Origin of the sequence: Actinoplanes sp. NPDC048791, from assembly GCF_040650095.1 — a bacterium.
Classification (GTDB): domain Bacteria; phylum Actinomycetota; class Actinomycetes; order Mycobacteriales; family Micromonosporaceae; genus Actinoplanes.
Genome location: NZ_JBEZGQ010000205.1, coordinates 1 through 10848, shown reverse-complemented (window position 1 = coordinate 10848; position 10848 = coordinate 1). Strand labels below are relative to the sequence as shown.

Below are 10848 nucleotides of genomic sequence, written 5' to 3'. Positions count from 1 at the left end.
GGCCTGCAAGGTGGCCGCCTGCTCGCCGGCAGCCGAACTCGCCGCCCGGCGCACCGCGTCAAGACGCTGCGCCGCGGCCACATACGCGGCCCACGGCCCGGCGACAGCCTCCGGCGTCGCGCCCTCGGTGCGCTCGGTCATGCCTGGTCACTCTCGGGCTCGACGAACGGCACGATCGTCACCGTACGGTCGGCGTGCCGGTCGTGCAGCAGCGCGCGGTTCTCCCGCGGCTGCCAGTCCAGCGATTTGCCGACCATCATGCAGACGTCCTGCTGCGGCACGTTCAGGAAGACCAGGCCGGCCACGTCCTCGCGACCCGCACTGCCGCCCGTCTCCTCGCTGAACCGGCGCAGCCCGCGCCACCACGACAGCAGGTGCACGCCGCGCCCCGGCCCCTCGCGCAGCACGCGGCGCAGCGACGGCAGCGTCCCCGGGCTGATCGCGTCCATGCCGAACACCACCCGGTAGCCGGGCCGCTCGAGATCCATCTCCGCGGCCAGGCCGGCCGCGTCGACCACGACCACCTCCTGGCGGTGGCCGATCTCGACGGCGAGGGCCTTGGCGATCTCGTCGCCCTCGGCGACCAGCGAGGAGATGACAAACCTGGTGGTACGGGGTGAGTGGAACGCCGCGACACTGCGGGCGGCCGCCTCCAGCACCTCGGCCCCGTCCGGACGCGAGCCGAACACCGCCAGGTGCCGCCCGGGCGACGAGTCCAGCGGAAACGCCGCGGACGACAGGCCGACGTCGATGACCCGGCCGAGCAGCGCCGCCGGGCGTCCACCGCGACCCGCGAGCGCGGCCCGGTCGGTGGGGTCGTCGGCGAGGTGCTGGCGGGCGTAACCGGCGAAGATGCGCGGCGGGGTGGCCTCGGGATCGCGGGCGCCCCACAGCTTGTGCCGCAGGTCGCTGAGCACGGCCCGGTCGGCGTGCGGGTCCGGGAAGCGCACGATGCGTTCGTGGCCCCGGGTGGCGCCCCGGGGGCCGCCGAGCCCGCCGGCCGTGTTGACCACCGCGGTGCCCAGGGGCAGGCCGGCCGCGGAGTCGTTGGTGGGCTCCAGGACATCGCCGCCGCCCGGGAGCGCGATCCGCACCGGGAACTGGCCGAAGATCGAGTCGCGTTTCGCGTACAGGGCTTCGACGCCGAGGACGGTCTGGCTGGCCAGGATGAGGTGGATGCCGTACGAGCGGCCCTTGCGGGCGAGCGACTCCAGCAGCTGGACCGCCTCGCCGGCCATCGGATCGTTGCCGGCCAGCAGCACCTGGAACTCGTCGATGACGCAGAGGATGCGGGGCATGGGACGGCCGCGGCCCTCCTCGACGGCGACCGCGCGCAGATCGGCGAACCGGGTCACCCCGGCCCGCTTGTACGCCACCGAACGCCGGGTCATCTCCGCGTCCAGCTCGCGCAGCACGGCCAAGCCGTACTCCCGGTCGGACTCGACGCCGACGGCCCGGGCGTGCGGCAGCCAGGTGCGGTCCCGCTGGGTCGGCACGAACTCGGCGAACGAGACGCCCTCCTTGAAATCGAGCAGGTAGAGACCCAGCTCGTCGGGGCTGTAACGGGTGCCGAGCCCGTACAGGACGTTGATCAGGAACGCCGTCTTGCCGGCGCCGGACCGCCCGCCGACCATCCAGTGTGGAGTCAGGTCGTTGAACCACAGCACCAGCGGCGTGTCACCGTCGTGACCGACCGTGGTGCCGACCCCGTCGGCGGCGTCCCCGGTCCAGATCTCCTCACCCGGATCGGGCAGCAGATCAGCCAGCGTCACCTGCGAAGCCGCGGCGGAATGAGCGGCCAGCTCCCGGCACACCGCGTCGACCAGGTGCGGCGGCGGATCGTCGTCGAGAAAAACCGGGGCATTCAACCAGAGGGCCTCCGGGATGGACCCGAAGGTCGCCCCGGGCGGGTCGCCGACCACCGCGTACGGGTTACGCAGCGAAACCTGGGTGGTTCGGGGCAGCGGCGCCTGGGTCGTCTCCGCGGTCAACGGTGGCGGCGGCCAGCCGGCCACGATGAGGTGCAGTCCGGACTCGGGCCCCTGCTGCGCCAGCGCGGCGATCCGCACGAGATCGGCACCCTCGGTCAGCTCCGGCAGGCTGGCGATGACCAGCAACATCATCCTGTCCCGCCGGCCCCGGCGGACCGCACCGCCGCGAACGGGCCGCAGCCACTTCTCGGCCTCGGTGAGCACATCCCGCAGCTGCGCGCGGTCGGTGGCGGTCGGGGACAGCAGACCCGCGTCGGCGAGCGCGGCAAAAGGGGAGAAGACGGTGCCTCCGCCCGTACCGTCGACGGCGCGGACCAGCAGCGACCCGGCGGGCGCGGTCGCAAGCAGGCGCAGCAGCAGGCAGCGCAGCAGTCCGGCGACCCGCGGGTCGCGGGCGTCGGCGTCGACGGTGAGATGCCCGGTGCCGAGCAGCGGGATGACCGCGGGAAAACGGGCGTCGTCGAGCGGCTGCGCCATCCCGAGCCGCACGAACTGCGGCGGATAGGAACCACCCAACGGCGTGGTCGCCGACTGGGCATCAAGCGGCGCGCCGAGCCAGCCGGGCGCCAGCTCACTCGCGGCGGCCCGCAACTCCTCGGCCAGATGATGCTGCTCGAGCGGGTCGACAGCGGACGGCCCCTGCGACTCCAGCGCCGCGGCGGCCGCCTCAACGGTGGCCTCCGCCTGGCGGTGCAGGGCAGCGGCCTGATCGATGCGCCGCGTCGACTCCACCGCCTCACCTCCGTGTGTGCGCTCAAACCGTACCTTGCAGCGGCCGCAGGACCACGTCGCGCAGCCGATGCGCAATTCTCCCAGTACGGGCAGAGCGCACCACCCGGCGGGCTGCCCACCGCCCGTCCACAGCGGAACGCACTAACCTCATAGGGGTGCAGCCCCCGAACCCGACCCCGCAACCCGCGGCGCCACCGCCCGCGGCAGGAAAGCCGCGAAACCGGCGACTCCGGCTCATTCTCGCGATGGGAGCGGGGATCCTGGCGCTGCTGTGCCTGGGCGGGGTCGGCGTGTTCATCTCGTTCTACGACGAGGCGACAAAAATCGAAAGAAGCAAGCCGGACGCGGTGGTGGACCAGTTCCTGCAGGCTTACATGGTCAAGCGTGATGACCAGGAGGCCGCGCTGTTCACGTGCAAAGTGGGCCTGGACCTGTCCGGGATCTCCGCGCTGCGCACGGAGCTGATCAATCGGGAGAAAGAGTTCGATGTGACCGTGAGCGTTGCCTGGAGCACGCTGACGGTCTCGGGGACCGAGGAAAGCCGGCGAAAGGTCTCGACCGACCTCGTGATCGCCGGGTCCTCGAAGGGCACAGCGCTGAGCAGTCGCACCGAGACGTGGTCCTTCGGACTCGCCGACGAGGATGGCTGGCGCGTGTGCAACACCGCGAAGGTGTCCTGAGCCGCTACTCCACCCAGAGCAGGTGGACCGGAACTTCCAGCGTGCTGGGCGTCTTGCCGCTCCACCCCCAGCGGTACCAGTCCAGCTCGGTCGTCACGCGCGCGCAGATGTCACCGTCGTCGCTGGTGTGCAGCTCGGTGACGGCGCGCAGATCACGGCGCTCGCCACCGTCCTCCAGCAGCTGAACGACCCGCCGGCCGGTCAGGGCCGGCGCGTCCAGCGCAGCGACCGGATTGCGGCGCGGTGGCTCGTCCAGGGACACCAATCGGGACACCACGTCACCGGGAGCGCTGATGGCCGCCATCCCGAGCTCCTCGACCCAGACCCGCTCGACCGGTACGAGCGGCGCGAAGACCTCGGTCTGCTCCGCCTCGGCCCGGTACCACTCGGCCTCCGGCATCACCGGAACGTAGGTCCGGCTGCCCTGCACGACCTTCTCATCGGCCCGCAGATCTCCCCGCCAGCCGTGGCCGGGCAACCCGATGAGCACCCGCCGGCCACGCAACCGGCCGGCCATGATCGCTGCCGTCGGCGCCACCGGGCGCGGCGGATCCGGGGTCCACTCGGAGCCGGCGAACGGATCGGGCATCGAACCACCGGTCACTGTGAGGCGCCCAGCGGTGAGCCGTGCTCCGCCATGAACTGCACCGGATCCACCGCGCTAGCGCTGGACCGGTCGTTGTTGAGGTGCACCTCGAAGTGCAGGTGCGGCCCCGAGGAGTTGCCGCTGGTGCCGCTGGTCGCCACGACCTGGCCGGCGGCGACCTTCTGACCCACCCGCACGTCCGGCCGGCGGACCAGGTGACAGTAGCGAGTCATGATCTTGCCGGGGTGCCGGATCTCCAGCATCCAGCCGCAGCCGCCCTTGCCGGGATAGCCCGGTACGTCACAGTCCTTCCTTCCGCTGAAGGTCTCGTCGCACTTGATCCGGGAGATGACCCCGCTGGCCACCGACCGTACCGGGTTGCCGGTGCCGATGATGAGGTCCACGCCCTGGTGCCGCGGCCGGCTCGCGGTGCGGAAGCCGGAGCCCACGAACATCTTCTGGCTTCGCTTCAAGCCCTTACCGCTGGCGGCGAGCGGGCTGGTCCAGCCGGAGGCGGACACTTCACCGATCTCGGGACAGGTCATGGCGAGCGAGTTGCCGACCGCGTTCGCCGCGCCGTCGGCGAGCAGATTCACGATCTGAGTGGCGATGGGCTCGTGCTTGGCATAGGCGCCCGGATAGGCGCTGATCTGCACCCGCTGAGCAGCCCGGGTGAGCGCCAGGCTGTCCCAGTTCTTCACTTTCCGCAGCTTTCCGTAGAACTTGGTCGCCGCGTAGACCGGATCCGTGACCTGTGCCGGCGATCCCCAGCCGCTGCTCGGCCGCTGCTGGAACAGGCCCAGCGAGTCGTGGTCGTTGCGCTTCCCCAGGTGGCCGAGGTTCTTCAGGTTGGATTCCTGCATCGCCGTCGCCACCGCGATCACCCAGGCACGCGGCGGCAGCTTCAGCTGCTTGCCGACGTTGATGATGATTGCCGCGTTCTTCATCTGTTCCGCGCTGTACGCCCCGACCGCGGGAAGCTTGCCCTCCGGATCGACCGGCCCACCGGCGCCGCAGTTGGCGCTGAGGAGGCTGAGGTTCTCCTCTTTCTTGTCGAATTCCTGCATCACCAGCGCGCTGATGGCGCCGCCGCAGCAGAGCAGAGCCAACGTGGCGGTCAGGGCGACGAGCAGGGCCACCCCGCGCGGCCGCGGCAGCTTCACGGGCCCTCCCAATCGACGTCGTTCACCAGCCAGCGCCCCTCGGGGGCCACCAGCTGCAGAGTGAGCTTCCCGGAGTCCACCGTGACCACGGCATTGACCAGGCCGTCGCCGACCGGGACCAGTTCAGGCCGGCCGACGAGCTTGTCGGCCGGCACATCGGCCGGGTCGACCCCGTTCAGCTCGTCCGCGAGGTCCTCGGTCGCGTTCGGCACCAGGCCGTTGTGCCAGGTCTTGGCCGAGACGTTCTTGTGGTCGACCCAGGCGGCCGCGAACGCGTAAGCGACCGCCTCCGGCTCGGCGCTGCCCGAGCCGGCGGTGGGCGACGGGGGAGGGTCGTCGTCCACGATGACCCCGTCGTCGTCCTGGCTGGGGTCGATGGTGGCGGTCGGCCCGGTCGGCACGGCGTCGGTGATCGGTGCCGGCCCGTTCCCGTCGGAGAAGATGCGGCCGACCCCGACGATCGCCAGCACCAGTACAGCGATGACCAGGGCGACTCCCCACCGGGAGCGGAAAAGTCCGGTGAGACTACGTTCCAGCATCCTCGGCATCGGCTGTCACTTGGCCTCGGTGCGCACGCGCGGGGAAGCCGGTTCCCGGGTCGTGCTGCCGGTCTCGGGACGGTAGATCGCGAAGGAAGAAGCCGGCTCGGCGACATCCGGCTCGGTCCAGGTGGGCTGACGGCGTTGCCGCATGGCCGATGCCGTGACCGGGACGGGGGTGCGTTCCTGTGGCTCCGCCTGCTCGCGGACCGTCTCGTTGCCGTCCGGCCGGACCGCCACCGCGCCGCCCCTGCCCGGTGCCGTGGTCAAGGTCTGGTCGCCACGGGCGGCTGCGGCGTGTGTCGGGTCTTCGAGCCGAGCTTCGGGGCGCAGATTGCTCTGGTCCACGTAGACCGCGCGACCCTTGCCGATCAAGGGCTCGTTCGTCCCCCCGGCGTCCACCACGTCCAGCTTGGCGGCCTCCCGCATGTCCTGGAAGAACCGCCGGTGCCAGGACCCGGCGGAGGTGATCGCCGCGGTGCCGTCCTTGCCGCCGAGCTGGGTGATCCGCCGGTACGGCCGCAGCAGCAGCCAGCCCACCACTCCGACGAGCCAGACCAGGACCACCTGCAACCAACCGGCGAGGCTGGCCGTGTTCATGATCAGGTCAACCGCAAAGAGGTAGATGGCCGCACCGGTGCCGAAGATGGCGATGTTGAAGATCGCCGCCACGACGGCGTTGCCCAGGCGACGGATGCCCGAACTCGCAGGTCGAAGCAGACCGACGGTGCCGAGGATGGGCGCGGCGATGACCGCCCATCGGAAGATCAGGAACCCGAGCAGGACCAGCAGCGACGCGGTCAGGTCGAACATGGCGAACATGAGCGCGGCCAGCACGGCGATGAAGCCCGCACCGATCCGGTCCATGCCGTTGACGCCCCGGAGGTAGTCGTAGGCCTCGGGATCCTCGACGCGGATCGTCTCGGCAACCCGCTTCCACTGATCCTGCTTCGCCGTGATGGTCGACGGCCGGGTATCCGGGTTGTCGCGCATCTTCTGGACCTGGCCCCAGCTGAAGGAGCGGGCGTCGTAGAGGGCCCGGCCGTACTTCTGTGCCGTGACGCTGTCCGCCGACCCGAGGACCCCGCGGAGCCAGTTGCGGTAGAGCATGGTCTCGGTCACCGTGTCGCTGGCGCGGACAGCCGGCGGGCGATTGTCATCGCAGGCACCAGGGGTGGGGTCATCGCACAGACCCTCCTGCGCCCGCGGACCCACCGCGTCGTGCACCACACCCAGGGTGGTGATCAGAGACTGGTCGGCGATGTTCGCCGACTTGACGGGCCAGGCCGCGATGGCGGTGACGGCGACCATGATGAGGATCGCCCAGCCCGCTGTTGTCGTGGCCGCGCCCATGTCAGCCTGCTGCGACCGCCAGATCAGGTAGAGACCGACCACGGCGAGCGTGATGACCCCGAAGACGCTGAAGACCTTCTCGTAGACCGCCTTGGTGGCCTGGTCGACGAGCGGGTCGGCCCAGCCCCACAGCGCCTGCGGATCCCAGGCGCGTTCACGCAGGGCGTTCGAGGCGCCGATGACGGCAGTGGCGATCATGAACTCGCCGTTGGCGACAGTGGTCTCGAACTTGCTCTCCGGCTCGGTCAGCGTGCCCGCGCAACCACCGTCGAGGTCGTAGGTGGAGAAGCTGTAACCGGCGTAGCCGTACTGGCTGTAGATGCCCTGCGGGCCGCTGAGCTTGGACGAGGCGGGTCGCTCGGCGAACCAGCCGGCCAGACCCGAGTCCGGCGCGCTGGGCGTAGGCGGCTTCAAGCAGGTCACCCGATCCGCGGAGACCTCCTTGAGCCGCTTGACGCAGCCCGGGATGTCGTTGCCCCACTCCTCGACGTTGCAGGCGCCGCCCGGCGCCCGCAACGGCCCCGCCGTAGCGGCAGATGGCGCGGCCACCGCCCAAGCAACACTCGCCACCACCGCCACGAGCATCACCAGCACCAGCGCACATCCCCGCCGTACCATCTCAGACCTCCAGGTCGGACAAGGACGGAATCGCCGTCGGCGTCGCCTTCGCGGCTGCCGGGGTCGTGTCGAGGTAGTCCAGCAGGCCGTCGACGTACGACACGTCCACCCGGACCTTCTGCACCCGGCCGTCGACGTCGCGCATCACGAATTCGCGGAAGCCCAGGCGGGCCGACGATGAGGTGTCAGCCTGCGACAGGGAGGCCAGCGTCGCCTCGTAGCCGTCGTGGACCGGGACCCGGAGCAGGCGGAGTGCTTCCGAGGCGATTTCCTGGTCCTCGGCGATGCGGCCCACGAAGACCGTCGACACCAGGTTCTGCACGTCCAGGCCGAGGATGTCGCGGGGGTTCTGGGAGGCCACGAAGGCCGCCAGGTTCCACTTGCGGGAGTCGCGGGCGAGGCGGACCAGGAACGACCGGCCGGAGCGCCAGCCTTCCATGAAGTGGGCCTCGTCCAGGCCGACCATTTTGCGGGAGGCCATCGAGCCGCCGTAGCAGCGGCGGACGGCCAGGCGGTGGGCCGTGTGCAGCATCGGCAGGGCCAGGGATTCCTCCGCCGACCAGTACTCGCGTTCGATCTTCATGTCGGGCAGGCGCAGGCCCGCCATCGTGATGACCGTCAGGGCCGAGTCGGCGCTGAGCAGGTGCGCCGGGGGCCGGCCGAAGAACAGCAGCGCCAGTGGCATCTCGGCGGTGTCCAGGAGCAGGTTGGCCAGTTCCTTGCCGTCGTCGTCGAGGCCCTGCAGGCAGGCGATGACGTCGTCGAGGGTGGAGGTCTCCTCGGCCGGCACCTGGCGGACCGCGTGCCGCAGCAGCGTCGCCGTGGACGCCTCCTTGGCCACCTGCGGCGGGACCAGCATCGAGCAGATGTCCTGGACCAGCATGCGGCGTTCGGCCCGGGCGTTGGAGACCGCGATCTCGTACTCGCGGTCGCCGCCGGGGCCGGCCGGGAACTCGCTGCGGACCGGGGTCGGGATCAGCGCGTACGGCGCCAGCGTCCCCTGCTCCGAGCCGGTCAGGTTCAGCACCCGCGAGTACGGCTTCAGCTCCGGCATCGCGCACAGCCGGGCCAGCGGGCCGGACGGGTCGAGCAGGGTCACCTGCACACCGCGGCGCGCGTTCAGGTAGCCCAGCGCGCCCATCAGTGTCGACTTGCCACCGCCGGGCTCCGCGACCAGCACACCCAGCCCGGAGCGTTCCCGGACCTCCATCGGGAAGTGCAGGTCCAGGAAGACGGGTCGGCGGCACGTCCCCGACGTACGGCCGATCAGGTCTCCCCGCCGGTCACCGACCGTCGACGCGGCCTGGGGCAGCGCCGCGGCCAGCAGTTTCACCGGCATCCGGCGCACGTAGCCGGTGTTGGCGATCGGCTCGCCCGGGATGAACTCGCGGGCCAGCTGGTCCTGGTTCTTCGGGTGCTGCAGCGAGATGCGCAGCTCGCGGGAGTAGAGCTGGATCAGGCGCCGGGCCCGTTCCAGGCACTCCTCGCGGGTGCGGCCACCGACGGCGATCCGGTGCCAGCCGTGCGCGCGGGCCGACTCGACCGGCAGTCCGGTGGTCATCTCGTCGCCGATGACCAGCGCCCGCTTGGCCAGGCGCTCCAGCTCGGGCGGGGCGTCGATGCCGTGCTCGGCGTAGTCCAGCTGCTGCGAGCGGATCATCCGGAGCCGGTGCTCGAGGTTCTTGAACGAGCTGTTCGAGCCGAGGATGTCGATCCGCGAGGAGAGCTCCATCGGCCACGGCAGCCGCTCGTGGAAGTGCATCCACGGCTCGTGCTTCTCCGGGATCTCCAGTGGCTCCATCCGGCCCACGGACAGCACGGCCACGTGCCGTTCCTCGCCGGTCATCCGGTTGACCAGCTTGACCGTCGAGCCGTACGGGGTGCGGTAGCGCTCCACCTGCTCGGTCAGCGCGAGCAGGTCACCGCGCTCCCAGTGGCCGTTCGAGATCGGCGACAGCGGGCCGGGCGGGGACATGCACAGCGCCACGGAACGGAACAGCAGCCATTCCAGCTCCTGCGGGGTGACCCGCCGGCCGCGCATGCCGAACGCGTTCAGCACCTCGTCGAACTGCTCGACCGTACGGCCGAGCTTGCGTCGTTCCCCGTCGGAGGTGCCCTTGCCGAACATCCGCAGGATGCGCTCGGAGAAAGTGTCACCGAGCGAACGCCGGGCGAACGTCACGCCCAGGTAGGTCTGGCCCTCGGCGTGGTTCACCGACAGCAGGTGCCGCTGCGCCGCCACGAGGTGGTCCGACCAGGAGGTGGCGCCCGAGACGTCGGGCAGCGGCTTGGCCGTGTGCGAGTCGACCGTGCGGGCCCACTCGTCGGCGGGGAACGGCCGGTTGGTGCGCCGCAGGTGCAGCCGGAAGCCGGCCAGGCCCGCGTACTGCTCGGAGATGGCGGAGAGCAGCGCCTCGCGCTCGGCGTCGGGGCGGAACGCCCAGCGGACCTCGGGCAGCGAATACCAGGCGGTCACCGTGCTCTGGGTGAACGTCAGGTGTCCGGCGATCTCGCTGATCTCCAGCTCGATGCTGGGGTCGCGGTCGCTGAACTTGAGCTTGTGCGGGCGCAGCGGCGCCGCCTTGACCTCGTTCTTCTTCGGCCGCACGGCCGGCAGGTTGGCCGGCTCCTTGCGGCGGCCGCGCCGCTTGGCCGGCGCCTTCTCCGGCATCGGCGCGGGCAGGTCGGTGCGGGCGTCGGCCTCGGCCGGCGCGCCCGGGTGGTACGCCTCGACGGCCGCCACCGGAGTCACCCCGGGCCCCGCGGTGGTCTGCCACAGCGGCAGGCTCTGGACGGTCTGCGGTGCCGTGACCGGGGAAACCCCGGGGTGCACGTCGTCGGGCCAGTCCTCGAAGTCGGACTCCGGCGCTTCGCGCTCGTCGTAGAAGTCGGCCTGCGGCCCGGCCGGCGCCCGCATGAAGGGCGAGACCGGTGCATCGGCCGGCGAAGTGCCGGGCCCGGCACCGTTCGACGACGGTACGGCCGGCAGAGCGACCGCCGAATCCCCGCCGCGGCCGGACGCCTGCCCGTTGCGGCCCGAGAGTTGCCCGTTGGGACCGGAGGGCTGCCCGTTGATGCCGGCGGCCGGCTCGGTGAATGCCGGCGCACTGGCCTCAGGGCTGGGGGCAGCGCCCTGGGCGCCCACTCCGGGCCCCGGCAGAGCCGACACCGCCCCGTTGGAAGCCG

General features: G+C 71.1%; 7 protein-coding genes. 1 reads left to right on the top strand and 6 read right to left on the bottom strand.

The window, feature by feature from the left end:
* Positions 1–137 precede the first annotated feature (137 nt).
* Complete coding sequence (locus tag AB0C29_RS17330; protein ID WP_360821250.1) at positions 138–2723, bottom strand: FtsK/SpoIIIE domain-containing protein; 2586 nt, start codon at positions 2721–2723, stop codon at positions 138–140.
* Positions 2724–2878: 155 nt separating this feature from the next.
* Here AB0C29_RS17330 and AB0C29_RS17325 point away from each other — a divergent pair, with 155 nt between their 5' ends.
* Positions 2879–3403: a hypothetical protein gene (locus AB0C29_RS17325; RefSeq protein WP_360821248.1), complete on the top strand. Its 525-nt coding sequence runs from the start codon at positions 2879–2881 to the stop codon at positions 3401–3403.
* A 4-nt stretch (positions 3404–3407) separates the two neighbouring features.
* Here AB0C29_RS17325 and AB0C29_RS17320 read toward each other — a convergent pair whose 3' ends face one another.
* The 5 genes from AB0C29_RS17320 to AB0C29_RS17300 are packed head-to-tail and all read right to left on the bottom strand — an operon-like array spanning position 3408 to position 10831.
* On the bottom strand, positions 3408–3992 hold the full coding sequence (locus tag AB0C29_RS17320; protein WP_360821246.1) for a hypothetical protein: 585 nt from the start codon (positions 3990–3992) through the stop codon (positions 3408–3410).
* 11 nt (positions 3993–4003) lie between these two features.
* The gene (locus AB0C29_RS17315) at positions 4004–5152 is read right to left on the bottom strand and encodes a M23 family metallopeptidase (RefSeq protein ID WP_360821245.1); all 1149 of its coding nucleotides are present in this window, start codon (positions 5150–5152) and stop codon (positions 4004–4006) included.
* On the bottom strand, positions 5149–5691 hold the full coding sequence (locus AB0C29_RS17310) for a hypothetical protein (protein WP_360821243.1): 543 nt from the start codon (positions 5689–5691) through the stop codon (positions 5149–5151). The genes AB0C29_RS17315 and AB0C29_RS17310 overlap by 4 nt, the downstream gene beginning before the upstream one ends.
* A gap of 15 nt (positions 5692–5706) precedes the next feature.
* On the bottom strand, positions 5707–7662 hold the full coding sequence (locus AB0C29_RS17305; RefSeq protein WP_360821241.1) for an MFS transporter: 1956 nt from the start codon (positions 7660–7662) through the stop codon (positions 5707–5709).
* Between the two features lies 1 nt (position 7663).
* On the bottom strand, positions 7664–10831 hold the full coding sequence (locus AB0C29_RS17300) for an ATP-binding protein (protein WP_360821252.1): 3168 nt from the start codon (positions 10829–10831) through the stop codon (positions 7664–7666).
* Positions 10832–10848: the final 17 nt, after the last annotated feature.

What these genes read in the sequence shown, in the direction of transcription:
- AB0C29_RS17320 (WP_360821246.1), bottom strand. Translation starts at nt 3,992, where the DNA reads ATGCCCGATCCGTTCGCCGGCTCCGAGTGGACCCCGGATCCGCCGCGC.
- AB0C29_RS17310 (WP_360821243.1), bottom strand. Translation starts at nt 5,691, where the DNA reads ATGCTGGAACGTAGTCTCACCGGACTTTTCCGCTCCCGGTGGGGAGTC.
- AB0C29_RS17305 (WP_360821241.1), bottom strand. Translation starts at nt 7,662, where the DNA reads ATGGTACGGCGGGGATGTGCGCTGGTGCTGGTGATGCTCGTGGCGGTG.